We start from the raw sequence: 19,229 nt of genomic DNA, 5'->3' as shown, positions 1-19,229 counted from the left end.
GTCACATCGGCACTGACCGGGTTTCCGCGGGTCCAATATGCGTCTTGATTTGCCATGAGGTTTCCATGTCCGTCGCCCTCAACGCTCCAGATCCTTCGCCCGCCACCGACCACGCCCGTCGCGGCGGGCGAGCCGGCAAGCACGCCGGGCGCTCAGCAGCCTTCGAGCAACCGCCGTTCCGGCAACTCAAGATCCCCTTCCCCCCGACGAAGATTGTCTCCGACGACGAGTTGGAAGCGATCCATCTCGCCTCATTGCGGGTGCTGAAGGAAATTGGCGTCGATGTCCTGCACGACGAGGCCCGCTCCATCATGAAGCGTCATGGCGCGGATGTCCGCGAAGGCAGTGAACGCGTCCGTTTCGATGGCGACATGATCATGGAACTGATGGCCTCTTGCCCGGCCGAATTCACCCTTCATGCCCGCAATCCGGAACACAATGTCCGTTTCGGCGGCAATAACCTCATCTTCTCGCAAATGGGCTCGGCGCCGAACTGCTCGGACCTCGACAACGGCCGCCGGCCCGGAAATCGAACGGACTTCCGTAATTTCCTGAAGCTCGCGCAAATGCACAACATATTGAGCACGACGGGCGGCTATCCGGTCGAGCCGGTGGATATCCACCCTTCGCTGCGCCATCTCGAATGCATTCGCGACCTCGCCACACTGACTGACAAGGCATTTCACATCTATTCGCTCGGACGCGAGCGCAATGTCGACGGCATCGAGATCGCCCGCATCGCGCGCGGCATCTCCCGCGAACAGTTGCAGGAAGAACCCTCCGTCTACACCATCATCAACACCAACTCGCCGTTGAAGCTCGACATTCCAATGCTGGAAGGCATCATCCAGATGTCCGGCAACGGCCAGATCGTCATCGTGACACCATTCACGCTGGCCGGCGCGATGGCACCGGTGACGATCGCGGGCGCACTGGTGCAGCAGAACGCCGAAGCGCTCGCCGGCCTTGCCTTCACGCAGATGGTGAGGAAGGGCGCGCCGGTGGGCTATGGCGGCTTCACCTCCAATGTTGACATGAAATCGGGAGCGCCAGCTTTCGGCACGCCGGAATATATGAAGGCGCAGCTCGTCGGCGGCCAGCTCGCGCGCCGCTACAATATTCCGTACCGCACGTCCAATGTCTGCGCCGCAAACACAATTGACGCGCAGGCGGCTTATGAGAGCGTGTTTTCGTTGTGGGGAGCCATCCAGGGCGGCGGAAATTTCATCCTGCATGCGGCCGGCTGGCTCGAAGGCGGATTGCGCTGCTCATACGAGAAGATGATCCTCGACATCGATCTTCTGCAGATGGTCGCCGAGTTCCTGACACCGCTCGATCTTTCCGAAGATGCGCTGGCGATCGAGGCGATACGCGATGTGGGACCGGGCGGGCACTTCTTCGGAACCCAACACACCCAGGACCGCTACCGTAATGCATTCTATTCGCCGATCATCTCCGACTGGCGCAATTTCGAGACCTGGACGGAAGCCGGCAGCCCGACGGCCCTCGAGCGCGCCAACCGGATCTGGAAGGAACGCCTCGCCAGCTACGAACAGCCGCCGATGGACCCGGCAATTGCGGAAGAGCTCGACGCCTTCGTGGAGAAGCGCCGGCTGGAAGGCGGCGCACCGACGGATTTCTAACAGCTCACAATTGGCGTAACGCGACTTGATCGAACGATGACCTGTCCGGATCGACCCCCACTCCGGTCGGCTACGCCGACCACCTCTCCCCCGCTCGACGGGGGAGAGAAAGGACGCGAACTCGCCGGCCCTGACGCCCTTCCTCTCCCTCCGGAGGGGGGAGAGGTGGCGCCGCGAAGCGGCGACGGAGTGGGGGCTGAAACGCGCAGCCGTCGCAAAGCGGGGACGACCGGCCGAGCGAAGAAACTTCGTACCGCTGGAAATCAGGCCGAAGCGCTTCTATGGCTTGAGCTGAAACGTCGAAAGCTGGGTGGCCATAAATTCACGCGGCAATTTCCGATTGGACCGTACTTTGTGGATTTCTGTTGCCGCGAACGATCGCTCATCGTCGAAATCGACGGCAGCCAGCATGCGGACAGCGCCTACGATCAAACCCGCGACGAATTCTTGCAGGGCCGCGGCTATTCGGTCCTGCGCTTCTGGAACACCGACATCCTGAAGCATCGCGCCTCCGTTTGCGAAACCAAGCAGATCGACGCATTCGACCTCCGTTACCGTCCGGCAAAGCCTCAAAACAATATGTCAGCCGCAGATCAGCTGACTCTCAATCAGCGGGTCCGTCCGTCGCCTCAATCTGAATCAATCCATGTAAATCTGGATATAAAGCCATGAAATCTCACGCAAAAGCTGTTGTCATCGGTGGCGGCGTCGTCGGCTGTTCGGTGCTCTACCATCTTGCCCGCGCTGGCTGGAGCGACGTCATGCTGATTGAGCGTTCGGAACTGACCTCGGGCTCGTCCTGGCATGCCGCCGGCGGTTTCCACACGCTGAACGGCGACCCCAACGTCGCCAAGCTGCAAGCCTACACCGTGCAGCTCTACAAGGAGCTGGAGGAGCTTTCCGGCCAGTCCTGTTCGCTGCATCTGACCGGCGGCGTCATGTTAGCCGACAGCCCGGAACGCATGGATTTCCTGCGCCTCGCCCACGCCAAGGGCCGCTATCTCGGCATGGACACCGAACTGATCACGCCCTCCGAGGCCAAGGCGATGTTTCCGCTGATGGACGAGACGAATTTCGTCGGCGCCATGTGGGATCCGGTCGAAGGTCACCTCGACCCCTCCGGCACCACCCATGCCTATGCCAAGGCCGCGCAGAAGCTCGGTGCGGAAATCGTGCTGCGCAATCGCGTGATCGAACTCACGCAGGAGCCGGACGGCACCTGGAACGTCGTCACCGAACAGGGCACGGTCAAGGCAGAGCATGTGGTCAACTGCGGCGGACTGTGGGCACGCGAGGTCGGCCGCATGGTTGGGCTCGAACTGCCGCTGCTTGCCATGGAGCACATGTATCTGCTCACCGAACCGATGAAGGAGGTCGAGGAGTTCAACAAAGCCACCGGCCGCGAAATGGTCGGCGTGCTCGATTTCAAGGGCGAGATCTATACAAGGCAGGAACGCAACGGCGTGCTGCTTGGCACCTATGAGAAGGCCTGCAAACCGTGGTCACCGGTCACCACACCGTGGGATTTCGGCCATGAACTCTTGCCACCCGACATCGACCGCATCGCGCCATCTCTGGAAATCGGTTTCAAGCACTTCCCGGGCATTGCCAACGCCGGCATCAAGCAGGTCATTAACGGACCCTTCACCTTCGCGCCCGACGGCAACCCGCTGGTTGGCCCGGTGCAGGGCTTGACCAATTTTTGGTGTGCCTGCGCCGTCATGGCCGGCTTCAGCCAGGGTGGCGGCGTCGGTCTCGCCCTTTCGAACTGGATGGTGAACGGCGACCCCGGCTTTGACGTCTGGGGCATGGACGTCGCCCGCTTCGGCGAATGGGCGACGCTGCGCTACACCAACGCCAAGGTGCGCGAAAACTATTCGCGCCGTTTCTCCATCCGTTTCCCGAATGAGGAACTGCCCGCCGCCCGCCCCGCGCAGACAACGCCGCTTTACGACACGATGCTCGCCCAAAATGCCGTCATGGGCGATTCATGGGGACTTGAAACTCCGCTCTGGTTCGCGCCGAAGGGCACGGAGCCGAAGGACATCGTCTCCTACCACCGCTCCAACGACTTCGAGCATGTCGGCAATGAGGTGCGCGCCGTGCGAGAACGCGTCGGCGTTACCGAGATCGCCAATTTCGCCAAATACGAAGTCTCCGGGCCGGGTTCGGAGGATTTCCTCAACCGGCTGATGACCAACCGCATGCCGAAGCCCGGGCGTCTGATTCTGACGCCGATGCTCAATGAATTCGGCAAGCTGATCGGCGATTTCACCATTGCCAATTTAGGCGGCGACCGCTTCATGATCTGGGGCTCGTCCGCCGCCCAGAAATATCACATGCGCTGGTTCGAACGACATCTGCCCAAGGACGGCGGGGTTCGTGTCCACCGCTTTGACCAGACGCTCGTCGGTGTCGCCATCGCCGGCCCGCGCTCACAGGAGCTGCTGGCCGGCCTGGTCGACGAAGACGACGCGACCTTTCGCTTCATGGATTGCCGGGAGATGGCAGTGGGCGGCGCGCCGGCGATCGTCAACCGCATCAGCTACACCGGCGATCTCGGCTATGAGATCTGGATGCAGCCTGCCTATCAGCGCCTCGTCTATGGCGCGATCAAGCAGGCCGGCGAGGAGTTCGGCATCGTCGATTTCGGCATGCGCGCGCTGCTTTCGATGCGGCTTGAAAAGAACTTCCCGACCTGGTTCCGCGAACTCAGGCCCATCTATGGTCCGTTCGAGGGCTCGATGGATCGCTTCATCAGGATGGAAAAGGCAGACTTCATCGGCCGGGGGGCGGCGGCCAAGGAACAAGCCGAAGGCCCCAGGCTGCGCCGCGTATCCTTTGTGGTCGATGCCGCTGACGCCGACGTTATGGGCGATGAGCCGATCTGGGCAAAGGTCGGCTCGACCGATTATGGCACGGTCGAAAGACCTCATGGCTACGGCGCGCCAAGATTCAATGAGAGCGGGAAAGAGGTGCACGGCTCGGCGGCTGACGAAGGCGCGTCCAGCATACGCGGCATTGTCGACGGCGACTGGCGCGTCGTCGGCTGGATCACCTCCGGCGGTTACGCGCACTATGTTCGCAAGTCCATGGCACAGGGCTATGTGCCGGCAGCCTTGGCACAGAATGAAAGTGAGGGCCTGTTCGAGATAGAAATTCTTGGGGTGCGCCGTCCCGCCCGCATCACCGTCGCGCCGCCGTTCGATCCAACAGGCGAAAGAATGCGGGCGTAGCACTGCCATGGCCGGGCGGTTCGAATCCGGACACTTTGGACGGCATCGCAAGATCGCGTCTTTCCAACCGGACATTTCGCCCGCAGATACTGACGCACTGCGTCGCGCAGTGCGCGACAAGGCGGCCAGCCTGAACCAGCATGTGCTCGGCTTTGGTTCGCTAGTCGAGAGCGAATGGCGCAAGGCCGGCATTGCCGAACCCGATTTGACAACGATGCGCAAATATCGGCTTGAGCGCATCCGCGCGGAACTCAAGCGCCGGGACTATGCGGGCGCGCTGCTTTATGATCCGGTCAATATCCGTTACGCGACCGATTCCACCAACATGCAGCTCTGGGTCACGCACAATGCGACGCGCCATTGCTTCGTCGCCACCGAGGGGCCGGTGGTGCTGTTCGATTATTTTTCCTGCGAACACCTGTCCGACCACTCAGGCGTCGTCGATGAGGTGCGGCCGACCGTGTCGTGGATATATCTCTACACCGGTGAGTTGACCGAAATGCGGACGCGCCGCTGGGCGGCCGGAATTGCCGATCTGGTTCGCGAACATGGCAACGGAAACAACCGCATCGCCGTGGACCATCTTGACGCCGTCGCCGTGACCGAACTGGCCCGATGCGGCATTGTCGTGGGCGATGGCGATGCTGTCATGCACAGTGCCCGTTTGATCAAATCGCCCGACGAAATCCTTTGCATGCGCCGCGCCATCGTCGCTTGCGAAGCGGCGATGGCGGAAATGGAAACGGCGCTGAAGCCAGGAATTTCCGAGAACGAGCTTTGGGCGGAACTGCATCGCGGCAACATCGCGCGCGGCGGCGAATGGATCGAGACGCGGCTGCTTTCCTCCGGCCCTCGCACCAATCCATGGTTCCAGGAATGCTCCTCTCGCATCATCGAGGCCGGCGATCTCGTCTCCTTCGACACCGACCTCATCGGCCCCTACGGATTCTGCGCCGACCTGTCGCGAAGCTGGCTGTGCGGCGATGCTTCGCCAACTGATGAGCAACGCTATCTCTACCGGACGGCGGCCGAGCAGGTTTCCTTCAATCTCGATCTGTTGAAGCCTGGTGTCTCGTTCCGCGAGCTCGTCGAGCGAGCCAGGGATGCGCCGATCGACTGTTTTCCGATGCGCTATGGCGTGCTCTATCACGGTGTCGGTCTCGTCGATGAATACCCAACGCTGCCGCATGCCGCGGACTGGACCGAAGATACGCCGGACGGCGTGGTGCAACCCGGCATGGTTCTTTGCGTGGAAAGCTATATCGGCCGGCAAGGCGGGCGCGAGGGCGTCAAGCTCGAGGAGCAGGTGCTGATCACCGAGACCGGCAGCGAGAAGCTTTCGAGCTACAGGCTGGACGAAAGGCTCATGGCAGGCTGAGCGAGCGCGGAGCGCAGCGTTGTCACAATATGCGCCGGCATGCGCGCCGATGTGATGAATGGCAGCCCGTGGCGGCGGGCGGTCCAGCCGACCGCTTGCAGCCGCTCGGCCGCGGCCTCCACCTGCCGTGCCATCGCGAAGCTTCGGCAGTCGACGGCGCAGACATCCGCCCTGCCCTCCGCCACCGCAATCATCGAGGCACGATGGCCACTGGTTTCGATCTGGTCGGGGAAGATAACATCAAGGCGTTCTCCCATCGCCGCCAGGTCCCGCGCCAGGGCGATCATGCCGGACATGGAATCGAGGCTATTGTAGCCGAGGCGCTTGCCACGAATGATATCCATGGGGATGACGGGCCTGCCATCGGCGGGTGCCGGGATCGGATCGCCCATTCCGCACCGCATCAGGATCGCGCTGCTGTAATATGCCCCCTGCCCGCCTTCGAAGTCATCGTAGCTTGATTGGCCAATAACCTGCACATGCTCGGACAGGCCCAGTTCCATTGGCCCCCAGCACGCCTGGGCAAAGAAAAGATTCGGGTGGCGCCACAGCGTAGGCAGATGAAGTGGCGCAGGCGGCAGGCTCGCCGGATCGGGAGCGATGACCTGCCCCGATGCATCGCGTATACCGCCTGAAACGGCTGGCAGATCGGAATTGATGCGGGCGAGCCGCTCTGGCGCGTCAACGCCTTGCGCCCGCAAGATGTCGCGCAGGCGGACCCATTCCGCATCGGTTTGCGCCCGCAGTTCGGGCCAGTCATACATGGGAAGTGCCGCGACCGATGCAGTCATGGCGACATTTCCCACGCAAGCGACTGCGTTGGCAAGATCGGGAATCGTCTATTCCTTCGGCGGCTGGGCCGGCACCGGGACAGTGCCAGTGCCATATGTAGAGTGGCCGCGGATGCGCGGCTTGAAGGCGCGTCCGGTATCCCGAGCACGGCGAAGAACAGGGTGCACCACCGGCTCCTTGGGATGAAACGCATAGGCTTTCAAAAGCGCCAGATAGTTCGGGAACACATAGCCCTTGTTCATCGCCACCCACTCGTCGCGGCGCGCGCGAAACAGCGCCGGCAACTCATACCAGGCAATTGTCGGGCGCTTGTGATGCACGAAATGCAGATTGTTGTTGAGGAACAGGATCGAAAGCGGCGAGTGCTCGACGATGATGGTGCGCCCGTCTGGCCGTTCGGACCATTGATGTTCGGCGAAGGTGCGCACCGAAATCAGCGACTGGCCGAGCCAAACCGGCACGAGCAGGTAAAGCCAGAGCGGTATTGCGAACGCGAAAACCACGAGCGGCAGGATGACGGCGAGGCCGGCGCCATGCAGCAGCCAGGCCTTGCGCACCTCCCGATCTCCCTCCTTGATAAGCTTGGCCTCAGCGAGAAGAAATCCCGCGGTGCCCAGCAACGGCCCGAGTATGAACCGACCGATCATGGTGTTGTTGACGGCAAGCAGCGCCTTTAGCGGGCGTGGCAGATCTTGATGCTGCCAAACGGCGTGATAGTAGCTCTCGGGATCGTCGAACGGATCGGTCAAGCGCTCATCGGCATGATGGCGCAGATGCAGCGCCTTGAAGCGCCGGTAGGGATAGACAAGCCCGATCGGCAGGCAAACAAAAAGTTCATTGACCCAGGATTTGCGGGTCGGGTGGCCGTGCAGCACCTCGTGCATGAGCGACGATTGCATGGCAAGAATGAAGCCAAGGACGGCAAGGGTGAGAACCGGGAAATTCGGCCAGAGAAAACATGCAATGCCCATCCATGCCGCGTAAGTGGCTAGGATGAGCACTACCGTCGGCCACTCGATCTCCCATCTGTCGCGCCGAACACGAATCCTTGCCTGCTTTCCCATTTGATCAATGCCCCAGCACCGGAGCCGGGCTCGAATCGCCGAGCAGCTCCTGACAGCAAAATGTCAGTAGGCAAACCGGGATTCAACGCGACAATGCGCATAAAGTGATGATATTGCGCTATTTTAGCGGCATATGTTTTCTATTGTAAACACTGCAGCGGAACAAACCTAGAGATGGTGCGTTCGCTTCGGTTGCGCGCTTGAAAGTTCAGCCCACGAGGAGTCCTCATGGATAAGCGTAATCTTTCGGGACTGTTTCGCGAGCGGCTGCGGCTTCTGTTGCAGCGATCCGGCTTGAACCAGTCGGCATTTGCGGCAGCGGTAGGCATCGACCGTTCGGCGCTCTCGCAGCTTCTCGCCGAGTCGACCACGCGCCTGCCGCGCGCCGAGACGCTGATGACGATTGCCTCCGAGCACAAGGTTTCGCTCGATTGGCTGCTGGGCCTGAGCCAGGACGAGGGCCTCACCGGCGAAATCCGGGCCAGCCTCGAAATTGAGGAAGGGCTCGGCGGCTTTGACCGGACGCTGCTTGCGAAATGGCATGCCGAAGCGATCGGCACGAAAATCCGCTACGTGCCCGCAGGCATCCCCGACCTGCTGCGCACCGATGCGCTGATCGACTACGAGGCCGATATCAGCAACCGAAGCCGGCAATCACAGGCGGTCGAGACACAGTACCGCATCGATTACAATCGCCGCCCCGAGACCGACATGGAAGTGTGCATGCCGCGCCACACATTGGAGATTTTCGCACATGGGTTGGGCGTCTGGAGCGGGTTTCCCGAAAGCGCGCGGCGCGAGCAGCTTCTCCATATGGCCAGTCTGCTCGACGATCTTTACCCGACCTTCCGCCTGTTTCTTTATGACGGCCGGGTCCGCTATTCCGTGCCCTATACGATCTTCGGCCCTTTCCGTGCGGCGATCTATGTCGGCGACATGTATCTGGTGCTCAACGCCACGGCGCCCATCCGCACCCTGACGCGGCATTTCGACAATCTCATCCGCGCCGCCGACATCAATGCGCACGAAGCCTCCGGTTTTGCGCGAGGGTTGGCCGAAAGCGCGCTCCCCAGCTACTAACCGAAGCGCCACAGGCGGTTTCAATTGACTGGATATAAAGATTTCCTTATATCTTTGACCAACCCCACCGCTAAGGCATTGATCACATGACCAACCCCATCGACGCGCTGCTCGAAAAGAAGGGCGTGCTTCTGGCTGACGGCGCCACCGGCACCAACCTGTTCAATATGGGGCTGGCATCCGGCGAGGCGCCGGAATTGTGGAATGAAACCGCGCCGGAGAAGATCGCCACATTGCATCAGAAATTCGTCGATGCCGGCGCCGACATCATACTCACCAATTCGTTCGGCGGCACGCGTCATCGGTTGAAGCTGCACCATGCGCAGGACCGGGTCCATGAGTTGAATAAGCGCGCGGCGGAAATTGCACGCGAGGTGGCCGACAAAGCCGGCCGCAAGGTCATCGTCGCGGGCTCGGTCGGCCCGACAGGCGAATTGCTCGAGCCGCTGGGCGCAATGACCTATGAGGAGGCCGTCGACGCTTTCTCCGAACAGATCAAGGGTCTGAAGGATGGCGGTGCCGAAATCGCCTGGATCGAAACCATGTCGGCGCCAGGCGAAGCGAAGGCGGCCGCGCAAGCTGCCATCAATGTCGGCCTGCCTTACACCTACACCGTCTCTTTCGACACAGCGGGCCGCTCGATGATGGGCCTTGCCCCCAAGGACATCCACGGCGTTGTCGAAGGACTGCCACAAGGGCCGGTCGGTGTCGGCGCCAATTGCGGGGTCGGCGCGCCGGATATTCTGGCTTCGCTGCTGGACATGACCGAAGCAAAGCCGGAAGCGACGGTGATCGTAAAGGGCAATTGCGGCATTCCGGAATTCCACGGCACGGAAATTCACTATTCGGGCACGCCTGAACTGATGGCCGATTATGTCAGGCTTGCCGTCGACAGCGGCGCCAAGATCATCGGCGGCTGCTGCGGCACCTCGTTCGAGCATCTTGCCGCCATGCGCCAGGCGCTCGACACGCATCACAAGGGCACGCGTCCGACCGTCTCCACCATTGTCGAGCGCATCGGGCCGTTGCGCAACAAGACCGCAGACCAGAGCGGCAGCGGCGCGGAAACCAGCGAACCCCGCCGCGAACGCCGTCGGCGCGGCTAAGCTTTACGAGCCGCGAAGCTCGCCATGTGAAAAGCCTGTTCATCGGGCGGATAGCGATAATCCGCACCATATGGGCACGCATTTCGGGCGATGCAGCCGAGCTCCCGGCACGTTGCGCCTGCTGATCCCCGTACATGCGAAAGACAGTCCTCATAGGCGAATCCGCCATTCGAAAACGCCTCGACGGGGCAGGAATTCAGGCAAGGTTTTCCGTCACATAGATCGCAAAGGTGAATCGGGTTCTGAGGCGCTTGAATCGGAATCTCGTGCTCGAACAGCAGCGCACCGCGATAGGCATGCCACAGCCCATATTCAGGATGCATGAGGATACCGAGCGGCGACGACTTCAGGCCCTCCGCGCGCATGGCCCATTGTTGGAACGGTAGATACGGCTTGTCATTGGGTGAAACCGCCCTCGCCCCAAACTGCGCGGCAACTGCGCCAATCACCTCACGCGACCAGGTGTCCAGCGGGTTTTGCAGAGTGTCCGGCTGTGCTTCGCGCCAGCGCAGAAAATGCGGCCACGGCGCGGCACCGGCCTGCCCCACCAGGAGTACGGATCCCGCAGGAAGGCCCGAGCGGCCAGTCGGCACCTGTTCGCCGGAGCCAAACGAGAAACCGCCACGCAGGATCAAACCATGCGCGGCAAGGGCCTCCTCGATCACGGCGTCAGCGGATTGCGGCTGTCGGCGAGCAGCCGGCCACCGAGCGCAACAAAGCATACGCCGGCAATGCGCTCGATTCGATGCCGCGCATTTCCGAAGGAGCGGATGACCGGCGCCGAGGACATGAACAGGCTGACGATCGAAAACCAGATGAGCGAGCTTGCCATGACCAAGGCCACCATTGTCGCCATCAGCCAACCCGGTGTCGACGCCGTCACCGAAGTGGCGAACACGCTGGCGAACAGCACGATCGCCTTAGGGTTTGTCAGCGTTACGCCCAGGCCGAACAGCAGCGTATTGCCACGTCTGGCAAATTTCTCATCCCCCACCTTGAGCGCCTCCGGCTTTGCCAAAAGCAGCCGTACACCGAGATAGACCAGATAGGCGCCACCCACGATACGGATCGCCCAGGCAAGCCACTCGAACCGGACGAGCACCGCCGAGAGGCCGAGCAGGCCGAGCGTGGCATAGATTCCAAGCCCGATCGACACACCCACGGTGGTGAGCAGACCGGCAGTGGTGCCGCGCATCATCGACGAACGGACCACCGCGACAAAATCCGGTCCAGGAATCAGCAGAGCCGGAATGAAAATGGCAAAGACGCTGATGAGGGCGACAGTCGGCTGCATGCTCGTTCTTCCGTTGAGAATCGAGTGAGAAAACCACTCGCTCCTGTCGGATGCAAGCACGGGCTAATAGGCCAGCCGTCGCATGGCAACGGCAATATCACCTCTCGTCCGGCTCGGAGAACGCGCTCCGCCAGACCTCCTTGTGGATGATGTTGGCCACTTTAGCCCGGCCTGTATCGGGCTCTCTTCAAGTGAAGGCGTCGGGCATCGACTCCTTCTTGCGGGCAATGAAATCCTTCAGTGCGTCGTCAATGGCTGGATCGAGGTGCGGCGCCTCGTAGCTCGCCAGCCAGCTGCGGGCGAGTTCGTTGGCCCGCTGTGGCGCGGTCTTCTGGCCCTCGGCCAGCCACTGCTCGAAGGAATTGTTGTCGGCGATGTTCGACCGGTAGAACGCCGTCTGGAAATTCGCCTGGGTGTGGTCGCAGCCGAGGTAATGACTGCCCGGCCCGACCTGACGGATCGCGTCCATCGCCTGTCCGTTTTCGGAGAGATCGATCCCCTCGGCGAATTTCTGGCTCATGCCGAGCTGGTCGATGTCCATCATGAATTTGTCATAGCTGGATGCCAGGCCGCCTTCGAGCCAACCGGCGGCGTGCAGCACGAAATTGGTGCCGGCGAGCAGCGTCGAATTCAGCGTGTTGGCGCTCTCATATGCGGCCTGCGCGTCCTCCACCTTGGAAGCGCAGAGCGACCCGCCGGTGCGGAACGGCAGGCCGAGACGCCGTGCAAGCTGGGCGGCACCATAGGAAACCAGCGAGGGCTCCGGCGTGCCGAAGGTCGGCGCGCCCGACTGCATCGAAATCGACGAGGCGAACGTGCCGAAGATGACCGGCGCGCCGGGTCGGATGAGCTGGGTGAAGGAGGCGCCGGCCAGCACTTCGGCCAGCACCTGCGTCAAAGTGCCGATGACCGTGACCGGGCTCATCGCGCCGGCCAGAATGAACGGCGTGACGATGCAGGCCTGGTTGTTGCGCGCATAGACCTTGAGCGCGCCGAGCATGGTTTCGTCGAACACCATCGGCGAGTTGGCGTTGATCAGGCTGGTCAGCACCGTGTTCTCTTCGACGAACTTGTCCCCGAACAGGATCTTGCACATCGCCACCGTGTCCTCGGCGCGCTCGGGTGCGGTTACCGATCCCATGAACGGTTTGTCGGAATAGCGCATATGCGCGTAGATCATATCGAGATGACGCTTGTTGACCGGCACATCGACCGGCTCGCAAACCGTGCCGCCCGAATGATGGATCGACGGCGCCATATAGGCGAGCTTCACGAAATTGCGGAAATCCTCGATCGTCGCATAGCGGCGGTTGCCGTCGAGGTCGCGCACGAAGGGCGGGCCGTAGACGGGCGCGAACACGGTCGCGTTTCCGCCGATCTGCACGGAGCGCGACGGGTTGCGGGCGTGCTGTGTGTAAATGGAGGGAGCGGTTTTCAGAAGCGCGCGGCAGAGACCCTTCGGAAAACGGACCCGCTCGCCCTTGACGTCGGCGCCGGCCTCCTTCCACAGCGCCAGCGCCTCGGCGTCGTCGCGAAATTCGATGCCGGTTTCCTCCAGCACGATCTCGGCATTGGCCTCGACAAGCGCCAGGCCCTCCTCGTCCAGCACCTCATAGACCTTGATATTGCGGTTGATATAGGTGTGCTGCACACCCGGACCGCCACCGGCGCGAGCCGCACGCCTGGCCGCGGCACCTCCGCCAGCCCCGCGTCCGCGCCGCGCGCTTGAGGCTTCCTGCTCGGACAAGATCTTATCTTCCATCGTGGTTATCCTTGAGAAATCAGGTAAACGGCATTCGATAATGCCCCTGTCCGGATCGTAGCCATGCACCCTAATGGAAACGGCTTGCCAGCGCCAAGCGCTGTCGCAAAATCGACAAGAAAAGCAATAGTGTCCGGGCTTGCATTTCCGGTCGCTTTCCTTTTGCAGGAAGTCGCAAATCAGCTATGGATTTGCACCTGTTGCACGATAGGTATTGAACGAGTTTGCGGCCGCCCCGATGTTACGCGCGGCAACGAGGAGCCTGAAAATGTCCGATGACGAAATCATCCTGTCCGAGCTTTCCGACGATGAACTCGTGCAGCAGATGCATGACGATCTTTACGACGGTCTGAAAGAAGAGATCGAGGAAGGCACCAACATTCTGCTCGAACGCGGATGGGAGCCCTACAAGGTCCTGACCGAGGCGCTTGTCGAAGGCATGCGTATCGTCGGCGAGGATTTCCGCGACGGCATCCTGTTCGTGCCCGAGGTGCTGCTTTCAGCCAACGCCATGAAGGCCGGCATGGCCATCCTGCGCCCGCTGCTTGCCGCCACGGGCGCGCCCAAGCAGGGCAAGATGGTGATCGGCACCGTCAAGGGCGACATCCACGACATTGGCAAGAACCTCGTCGGCATGATGATGGAAGGCGCCGGCTTCGACATCATCGACCTTGGCATCAACAATCCGGTCGAGAAATACCTGGCCGCCATCGAGGAACACAAGCCCGACATCATCGGCATGTCGGCGCTGCTGACCACGACCATGCCCTACATGAAGGTTGTCATCGACACGATGAAGGAAAAGGGCATCCGCGACGATTACGTGGTGCTCGTTGGCGGCGCGCCACTCAATGAGGAGTTCGGCAAGGCGGTGGGCGCCGACGCATATTGCCGCGACGCGGCGGTTGCGGTGGAAACCGCCAAGGACTTCATGAAGCGCAAACACAATGTGCATGCGTCTGCCTGAATGAATAAAGGCCGCGCGGTGGCGCGGCCTGTTGCCTCATGTAGACGGTTCGAGGGTTAGTTTTCGACCGTGTCCTCAACCGCATCGGCGGTCGATTTGACGTCTTTGCCGACGCCGCGAACAGTATTGGCGCATGCCGAAAGCGCCATCGCGCAGGCCAGAATTGCGGCGATTGATGCAAAGCGTGACAGTTTCATGGACGGTGTCTCCCTCATTTACTAGATACGTCTGGAAACTCGTTTGAAGTGAAGTGGTTCCATGGCCACGCCCGGGAAAAGTGTAAAAGCCGAGAACGACCGACGACTGCTGGTGATCGCCTGCGGCATGATCGCCCGCGAGGTGCTGGCGGTGAAGGAGCGCCTTTCGCTCGACCATCTCGAACTGACCTGCCTGCCGGCCGAATTTCACTACTATCCCGAGAAGATTGCACCGGCGCTCGACAAGGCGATTTCAGACGCGAAAGCCGATGGCTACAAGCATATCTTCATCGGCTACGCCGATTGCGGAACCGGCGGCATGGTCGACCGCGTTTGCCAAAAACACGGCGTCGAGCGCATGGAAGGGCCGCATTGCTTTGCGTTCTACCAAGGCATCGACGCCTTCAAGGCCATGGAAGACGGCGACATGCTGGCATTCTACATGACCGATTTCCTGTGCCGCCAGTTCGAAGCCTTCTTCATCAAGCCGCTGGGCCTTGATCGTCATCCGGAACTGATTGCCGATTATTTCGGCAATTACGAGAAGGTCGTCTATCTGGCGCAGACCGACGATCCGGCACTGGACAAGGTTGCCGAGGATGCCGCGCGCCTGCTCGGCCTCGCCTATGAACGGCGGTTCACCGGCTATGGCGATCTCACCTCGTCGCTCCGCGCAAGAGCGGTTTCGGCTGGAGCATAGAGCCCGCAACCTTCGACCTTGTCACCAAGCTTCAAACGGTCTTAATCGGCCTTTGACAGAATGCTGCCTGTTTCCACGGCTAGTGCGTGATATCGGGCGGGCTTCACAGGGACGAAATGAGATCATCGATGGATGGATTCGACGCGAGCCGGTTAAGAGCTCCGCCGAGGCGTCGGCCACGCCGGCTTTCGCAGCTATTCACCAATCTTGCCCATGATGCCGACGAGCGCGTAACAATCGGCAGCATACGCGATGCGCTGGGCGATCGCAGCTTCGCTGCCCTGCTGGTGGTGTTTGCGGCATTCAACCTCCTGCCGCTGCCGCCAGGCTCCTCGGCCTTTCTCGGCCTGCCGCTTCTCATTGTTTCGGCACAGATGATGTATGGGAGCAAACGTGCCTGGCTGCCGCGCTTCCTGTTGGAAAAGTCGCTGTCGGCGGCACAGTTTCGCAAGATCATGGACTGGATGGTCCCGCGTCTCACGCAACTCGAAAATTACGTAAGGCCGCGCTACTGGCCGTTCTGGCGCCGGCGCGGCGAACGCATCACCGGCATCATCACCTTTATCCTGGCTGTGGTGGTCACATTGCCGATACCGCTTGGAAACTGGCTCCCAGCGTTTGCCACCGCGCTGCTCGGCCTGGCTTTGTCGGAACGTGACGGCTTACTGTTTGCGGTTGGCGGAGCGGTGGCGCTGGTGGCCTTCGCCGTCATTGTCTTTGTCTTCGGGGTTGCCGGCGCAGCGGCGGAGACGATCTTCAGCCTCGTCATGTAAGCTGACCGGCACCATGCCGGACAGTCCCGCGCCGTGCGTCAGCCGCACGTCGGTTTGCGACGTAACGACACGTCGCTTTTGAATGCGCGCGCGTCGTCCCATAACAAGCGGGTCCGCAAGCGTTGCGGCAATGCTGAAACTTGAGAAAGCGAGAATGAAATGGCCGACCTTTTCATCGTCTACTGGCGCGACATCCCTGCGCAGGTCATCGTCAAGAAAGGCCGGCAAAGTGCCAAGCGCGAGCTTTCGCTGCGCTTCATCGAGGCGATCGACATGTGTGCCATGCGCAGCGGCGCGCGTGACAGCTCCGACTATCTGGAAGACTGGCGCAAGGCCGATCCGGTGTCCGTGAGCGACGAACTCGAAGCAGAGGCCGAGAAGGCGATGGCCGCTCTCGAAGCAGAATACGATCGCGAGCGCCTGCTCGCATTGGTCAAGTCAGGCGGGAGACAAGATGGCTGACGACAGACCGGCGATTACCCAGGCCACATTGGTCAGGAAGGCAGCGCCGAAAAGCGACTACAAACCCGCAGACGTGTCGCCGCAGCGGCGCGTCCAGCGCTCCTACGCGGTCCGGCTTTGGGCGGTTCGCCATTCGCGCGCGCTCGAATGGTTCTACGCGCGCTTCGCCGACATGTTCCTGATGCTGCATCCGGTCTGGAAAGGCATCGGCTACAGCCGGGTAGAGGCGCCGGTCAAATTCGTGGAAAAGCGCGTCAAGGGCTTCATGTTCGACTGCCGCATGTGCGGCCAGTGCATCCTCTCCTCCACCGGCATGTCCTGCCCGATGAACTGCCCCAAGCAGTTGCGCAACGGCCCCTGCGGCGGCGTGCGCGCCAACGGAAATTGCGAAGTCGAGCCCGACATGCCGTGCGTCTGGGTCAAAGCGTGGGAAGGCTCGCGCAACATGGTCAAGGGCGACGCCATCTTTACCGTGCAGAAGCCCGTCGACCAGTCGCTGCGCGAAACCTCGGCCTGGCTGCGGGTGACCGCGCAGGCGGCAGCAGCTCGCGAAGCAGCCGCAAAAGCCGAGGTTCGGCCATGATGCAGCAGCGCGACGAGCATCCGGACGGTCCGCACCTGCCGCTCGATCCCCTGCCCGGCCATTCGTCGCGCGGGCGGCTGGAACGGGTTCTGCGGCGCGGCGAGTTCGCGGTGACCGCCGAACTCAACCCGCCCGACAGCGCCAACCCGCACGATGTTTACGAGCGCGCGAAGATCTTCGACGGCTGGGTGGACGGCATCAACGCGGTGGATGCGTCGGGCGCCAATTGCCACATGTCCTCCGTCGGTATCTGCGCGCTGCTGACTCGCATGGGCTATGCGCCGATCATGCAGATTTCCTGCCGTGACCGGAACCGCATCGCCATCCAGGGCGACGTTCTGGGGGCGGCCGCCATGGGCGTCGCCAATATACTTTGCCTGACCGGCGACGGCGTGCAGGCCGGGGACCAGCCCGGCGCCAAGCCGGTATTCGACCTCGACTGCATGTCGCTGCTCGAAACCATCCGCATCATGCGCGACAACAGCAAGTTTCTCTCCGGCCGCAAGCTGACAACGCCTCCCGGCGTGTTTTTGGGCGCCGCGATCAACCCGTTCGCGCCGCCTTACGATTTCCGGCCGCATCGCCTGGCCAAGAAGATCGCTGCCGGCGCGCAGTTCGTACAGAGCCAGTACTGTTTCGATGTGCCGATGTTCCGCACCTACATGCAGCGCGTGCGCGACCTCGGGCTGGCCGACGAGTGCTTCATCATGTGCGGCGTCGGCCCGCTTGCCTCGGCAAAGACGGCAAAATGGATACGCTCGAACGTGCCGGGCATTCACATTCCCGATGCCGTCATCAAGCGCCTGGAAGGTGCCGCCGACCAGAAGAAGGAAGGCAAGCAGCTCTGCATCGACATCATCAATGAGGTGAAGGAAATTCCGGGCGTTTCGGGCATCCACGTGATGGCCTATCGCCAGGAGGAATATGTCGCCGAGATCGTCCATGAATCGGGCGTCCTCAAGGGGCGCCAACCCTGGAAACGCGAGATCGGAGCCGACGACCGGACGGTAGCCGACCGGCTTGAACATATCCTCCATGACAACGAGACCCAGAAGCCGGTCCAGATGGTGGAAAAAGCTTCGCGTTGAGCCGGCCGCCTCGGCGGACGCTTGAAACAAATTGGATAACGATATAAAGAAGTCTTTATATCTTAACGGAGAGCCTCATGACCCGCACGATCGTCGCCTCGGCGACCAAGGAAATCATCATTGGCTTCGATCAGCCTTTCTGCGTGATCGGCGAGCGCATCAACCCCACCGGGCGCAAGAAGCTGGCCGCCGAGATGATGGAAGGCAACTTCGAGACGGTGAAGAAGGACGCGCTCGAACAGGCGGCGTGCGGTGCCACCATGCTCGATGTCAATGCCGGCGTGACGGCCGTGAACCCGAACGAGACCGAGCCCGGCCTTCTCGTGCAGACGCTTGAAATCGTCCAGGATCTGGTCGACCTGCCGCTCTCCATCGACAGTTCCGTCTCAGGCGCGATCGAGGCTGCCTTGAAGGTCGCCAAGGGCCGTCCGCTGGTCAACTCCGTCACCGGTGAAGAGGAAAAACTCGAGGCGATCCTGCCGCTCGTCAAAAAGTACAATGTGCCCGTGGTCGCGATCTCGAACGACGAGACCGGCATTTCCATGGATCCCGACGTGCGCTTCGCGGTCGCCAAGAAGATCGTCGAGCGCTGCGCCGATTTCGGCATTCCCGCCCATGACGTGGTGGTCGATCCGCTGGTGATGCCGATTGGCGCGTTGGGCGATGCGGGTCGCCAGGTCTTTGCCTTGCTCAGGCGGTTGCGCGAAGAGCTGAAAGTCAACACGACCTGCGGCCTTTCCAACATTTCCTTCGGCCTGCCGCATCGCCACGGCATCAATGCCGGCTTCATTCCGATGGTTATCGGTGCCGGCATGACCTCGGCGATCATGAACCCGGTTCGCCCGCAGGAGATGGAGGCGGTGCGCGCCGCGAACGTACTCAACGGCACCGACAGGGATTGCACGACCTGGATCAAGACCTACAAGGACTACAAGCCTGCCGCTGGCGGAAATCCGGTCGCGGCGCCCGTGGCAGTCGGGGCGCCGGGCGAAGCCGCCGCGGGCGGTCGACGCCGTGGCGGACGTGAAGCCCGCATGGCGCGAGGCTAGAACGCAATTGTGACTGGATTTGCCGTGCACGGCAGTGCCGGCAGGAAAGCAGCAT

19 protein-coding genes are annotated in these 19,229 nt (G+C 61.6%); 13 read left to right on the top strand and 6 right to left on the bottom strand.

What is annotated here, in order from left to right:
- Nucleotides 1-65: 65 nt before the first annotated feature.
- The 4 genes from ACLKMW_RS01790 to ACLKMW_RS01775 all read left to right on the top strand — a co-directional run bounded on the left by ACLKMW_RS01790 (nt 66) and on the right by ACLKMW_RS01775 (nt 6,257).
- The gene (locus ACLKMW_RS01790) at nt 66-1,643 is read left to right on the top strand and encodes a trimethylamine methyltransferase family protein (RefSeq protein ID WP_415722652.1); all 1,578 of its coding nucleotides are present in this window, start codon (nt 66-68) and stop codon (nt 1,641-1,643) included.
- Nucleotides 1,644-1,808: 165 nt separating this feature from the next.
- Nucleotides 1,809-2,315: an endonuclease domain-containing protein gene (locus ACLKMW_RS01785; RefSeq protein ID WP_415722651.1), complete on the top strand. Its 507-nt coding sequence runs from the start codon at nt 1,809-1,811 to the stop codon at nt 2,313-2,315.
- Nucleotides 2,312-4,879: a GcvT family protein gene (locus tag ACLKMW_RS01780; RefSeq protein WP_415722650.1), complete on the top strand. Its 2,568-nt coding sequence runs from the start codon at nt 2,312-2,314 to the stop codon at nt 4,877-4,879. Before ACLKMW_RS01785 ends, ACLKMW_RS01780 begins: the two co-directional genes overlap by 4 nt.
- Before the next feature lie 7 nt (nt 4,880-4,886).
- A complete protein-coding gene (locus ACLKMW_RS01775) occupies nt 4,887-6,257 on the top strand; it encodes a M24 family metallopeptidase (RefSeq protein ID WP_415722649.1) in 1,371 nt (456 codons plus the stop codon).
- On the opposite strand, the gene ACLKMW_RS01770 is transcribed toward ACLKMW_RS01775, so the two are convergent.
- Together ACLKMW_RS01770 and ACLKMW_RS01765 are read right to left on the bottom strand one after the other, a co-directional pair.
- Nucleotides 6,224-7,048: a phosphate/phosphite/phosphonate ABC transporter substrate-binding protein gene (locus ACLKMW_RS01770; RefSeq protein WP_415722648.1), complete on the bottom strand. Its 825-nt coding sequence runs from the start codon at nt 7,046-7,048 to the stop codon at nt 6,224-6,226. The two genes, ACLKMW_RS01775 and ACLKMW_RS01770, sit on opposite strands and share 34 nt — an antisense overlap.
- Nucleotides 7,049-7,096: 48 nt before the next feature.
- Complete coding sequence (locus ACLKMW_RS01765) at nt 7,097-8,113, bottom strand: fatty acid desaturase (RefSeq protein WP_415722647.1); 1,017 nt, start codon at nt 8,111-8,113, stop codon at nt 7,097-7,099.
- A gap of 228 nt (nt 8,114-8,341) precedes the next feature.
- On the opposite strand from ACLKMW_RS01765, the gene ACLKMW_RS01760 reads away from it, so the two are divergent.
- Entirely contained in the window at nt 8,342-9,193 is an 852-nt protein-coding gene (locus ACLKMW_RS01760; RefSeq protein ID WP_415722646.1) for a helix-turn-helix domain-containing protein, read from the top strand.
- 86 nt (nt 9,194-9,279) lie between these two features.
- On the top strand, nt 9,280-10,299 hold the full coding sequence (bmt, locus tag ACLKMW_RS01755) for a betaine--homocysteine S-methyltransferase (protein ID WP_415722645.1): 1,020 nt from the start codon (nt 9,280-9,282) through the stop codon (nt 10,297-10,299).
- Here bmt and ACLKMW_RS01750 read toward each other — a convergent pair.
- The 3 genes from ACLKMW_RS01750 to ACLKMW_RS01740 form a co-directional block, all read right to left on the bottom strand.
- Complete coding sequence (locus tag ACLKMW_RS01750; RefSeq protein WP_415722644.1) at nt 10,296-11,021, bottom strand: hypothetical protein; 726 nt, start codon at nt 11,019-11,021, stop codon at nt 10,296-10,298. The two genes, bmt and ACLKMW_RS01750, sit on opposite strands and share 4 nt — an antisense overlap.
- Nucleotides 10,961-11,593 carry a LysE family translocator gene (locus ACLKMW_RS01745; protein ID WP_415722643.1) on the bottom strand — a complete coding sequence of 211 codons (633 nt, stop codon included), beginning with the start codon at nt 11,591-11,593 and terminating at the stop codon, nt 10,961-10,963. The genes ACLKMW_RS01750 and ACLKMW_RS01745 overlap by 61 nt, the downstream gene beginning before the upstream one ends.
- Before the next feature lie 187 nt (nt 11,594-11,780).
- Nucleotides 11,781-13,355, bottom strand: coding sequence for a trimethylamine methyltransferase family protein (locus tag ACLKMW_RS01740; RefSeq protein ID WP_415722642.1), 1,575 nt, complete (start codon nt 13,353-13,355; stop codon nt 11,781-11,783).
- Between the two features lie 268 nt (nt 13,356-13,623).
- Between ACLKMW_RS01740 and ACLKMW_RS01735 the strand changes: the two genes are divergently transcribed.
- Nucleotides 13,624-14,322 carry a corrinoid protein gene (locus ACLKMW_RS01735; protein WP_415722641.1) on the top strand — a complete coding sequence of 233 codons (699 nt, stop codon included), beginning with the start codon at nt 13,624-13,626 and terminating at the stop codon, nt 14,320-14,322.
- 56 nt (nt 14,323-14,378) lie between these two features.
- On the opposite strand, the gene ACLKMW_RS01730 is transcribed toward ACLKMW_RS01735, so the two are convergent.
- Nucleotides 14,379-14,519: an EncA/B family entericidin gene (locus tag ACLKMW_RS01730; protein ID WP_415722640.1), complete on the bottom strand. Its 141-nt coding sequence runs from the start codon at nt 14,517-14,519 to the stop codon at nt 14,379-14,381.
- A gap of 61 nt (nt 14,520-14,580) precedes the next feature.
- Between ACLKMW_RS01730 and ACLKMW_RS01725 the strand changes: the two genes are divergently transcribed.
- From ACLKMW_RS01725 to ACLKMW_RS01700, 6 genes are all read left to right on the top strand, one after another.
- Nucleotides 14,581-15,219: a DUF1638 domain-containing protein gene (locus tag ACLKMW_RS01725; RefSeq protein ID WP_415722639.1), complete on the top strand. Its 639-nt coding sequence runs from the start codon at nt 14,581-14,583 to the stop codon at nt 15,217-15,219.
- 128 nt (nt 15,220-15,347) lie between these two features.
- A complete protein-coding gene (locus tag ACLKMW_RS01720) occupies nt 15,348-15,992 on the top strand; it encodes an exopolysaccharide biosynthesis protein (protein ID WP_415722638.1) in 645 nt (214 codons plus the stop codon).
- A 159-nt stretch (nt 15,993-16,151) separates the two neighbouring features.
- On the top strand, nt 16,152-16,454 hold the full coding sequence (locus ACLKMW_RS01715; RefSeq protein ID WP_415722637.1) for a virulence factor: 303 nt from the start codon (nt 16,152-16,154) through the stop codon (nt 16,452-16,454).
- Nucleotides 16,447-17,037, top strand: coding sequence for a methylenetetrahydrofolate reductase C-terminal domain-containing protein (locus tag ACLKMW_RS01710; RefSeq protein WP_415722636.1), 591 nt, complete (start codon nt 16,447-16,449; stop codon nt 17,035-17,037). The genes ACLKMW_RS01715 and ACLKMW_RS01710 overlap by 8 nt, the downstream gene beginning before the upstream one ends.
- Complete coding sequence (locus ACLKMW_RS01705) at nt 17,037-18,125, top strand: methylenetetrahydrofolate reductase (RefSeq protein ID WP_415722750.1); 1,089 nt, start codon at nt 17,037-17,039, stop codon at nt 18,123-18,125. The genes ACLKMW_RS01710 and ACLKMW_RS01705 overlap by 1 nt, the downstream gene beginning before the upstream one ends.
- Before the next feature lie 77 nt (nt 18,126-18,202).
- The gene (locus ACLKMW_RS01700) at nt 18,203-19,174 is read left to right on the top strand and encodes a methyltetrahydrofolate cobalamin methyltransferase (RefSeq protein ID WP_415722635.1); all 972 of its coding nucleotides are present in this window, start codon (nt 18,203-18,205) and stop codon (nt 19,172-19,174) included.
- Nucleotides 19,175-19,229 lie beyond the last annotated feature (55 nt).

Origin of the sequence: Borborobacter xinjiangensis (assembly GCF_047739745.1) — a bacterium.
Lineage (GTDB): Bacteria > Pseudomonadota > Alphaproteobacteria > Rhizobiales > Rhizobiaceae > Pseudaminobacter.
Note: the sequence above shows the minus strand (reverse complement) of the source record. Positions and strands in the feature narration are given on the sequence as shown.

Bases quoted from the DNA above. Each gene is read 5' to 3' on its own strand.
- ACLKMW_RS01790 (WP_415722652.1), top strand. From the start codon at position 66: ATGTCCGTCGCCCTCAACGCTCCAGATCCTTCGCCCGCCACCGACCAC.
- ACLKMW_RS01780 (WP_415722650.1), top strand. From the start codon at position 2,312: ATGAAATCTCACGCAAAAGCTGTTGTCATCGGTGGCGGCGTCGTCGGC.
- ACLKMW_RS01775 (WP_415722649.1), top strand. From the start codon at position 4,887: ATGGCCGGGCGGTTCGAATCCGGACACTTTGGACGGCATCGCAAGATC.
- ACLKMW_RS01770 (WP_415722648.1), bottom strand. From the start codon at position 7,048: ATGACTGCATCGGTCGCGGCACTTCCCATGTATGACTGGCCCGAACTG.
- ACLKMW_RS01765 (WP_415722647.1), bottom strand. From the start codon at position 8,113: ATGGGAAAGCAGGCAAGGATTCGTGTTCGGCGCGACAGATGGGAGATC.
- ACLKMW_RS01760 (WP_415722646.1), top strand. From the start codon at position 8,342: ATGGATAAGCGTAATCTTTCGGGACTGTTTCGCGAGCGGCTGCGGCTT.
- bmt (WP_415722645.1), top strand. From the start codon at position 9,280: ATGACCAACCCCATCGACGCGCTGCTCGAAAAGAAGGGCGTGCTTCTG.
- ACLKMW_RS01750 (WP_415722644.1), bottom strand. From the start codon at position 11,021: ATGCTTTGTTGCGCTCGGTGGCCGGCTGCTCGCCGACAGCCGCAATCC.
- ACLKMW_RS01745 (WP_415722643.1), bottom strand. From the start codon at position 11,593: ATGCAGCCGACTGTCGCCCTCATCAGCGTCTTTGCCATTTTCATTCCG.
- ACLKMW_RS01740 (WP_415722642.1), bottom strand. From the start codon at position 13,355: ATGGAAGATAAGATCTTGTCCGAGCAGGAAGCCTCAAGCGCGCGGCGC.
- ACLKMW_RS01735 (WP_415722641.1), top strand. From the start codon at position 13,624: ATGTCCGATGACGAAATCATCCTGTCCGAGCTTTCCGACGATGAACTC.
- ACLKMW_RS01730 (WP_415722640.1), bottom strand. From the start codon at position 14,519: ATGAAACTGTCACGCTTTGCATCAATCGCCGCAATTCTGGCCTGCGCG.
- ACLKMW_RS01725 (WP_415722639.1), top strand. From the start codon at position 14,581: ATGGCCACGCCCGGGAAAAGTGTAAAAGCCGAGAACGACCGACGACTG.
- ACLKMW_RS01720 (WP_415722638.1), top strand. From the start codon at position 15,348: ATGGATGGATTCGACGCGAGCCGGTTAAGAGCTCCGCCGAGGCGTCGG.
- ACLKMW_RS01715 (WP_415722637.1), top strand. From the start codon at position 16,152: ATGGCCGACCTTTTCATCGTCTACTGGCGCGACATCCCTGCGCAGGTC.
- ACLKMW_RS01710 (WP_415722636.1), top strand. From the start codon at position 16,447: ATGGCTGACGACAGACCGGCGATTACCCAGGCCACATTGGTCAGGAAG.
- ACLKMW_RS01705 (WP_415722750.1), top strand. From the start codon at position 17,037: ATGCAGCAGCGCGACGAGCATCCGGACGGTCCGCACCTGCCGCTCGAT.
- ACLKMW_RS01700 (WP_415722635.1), top strand. From the start codon at position 18,203: ATGACCCGCACGATCGTCGCCTCGGCGACCAAGGAAATCATCATTGGC.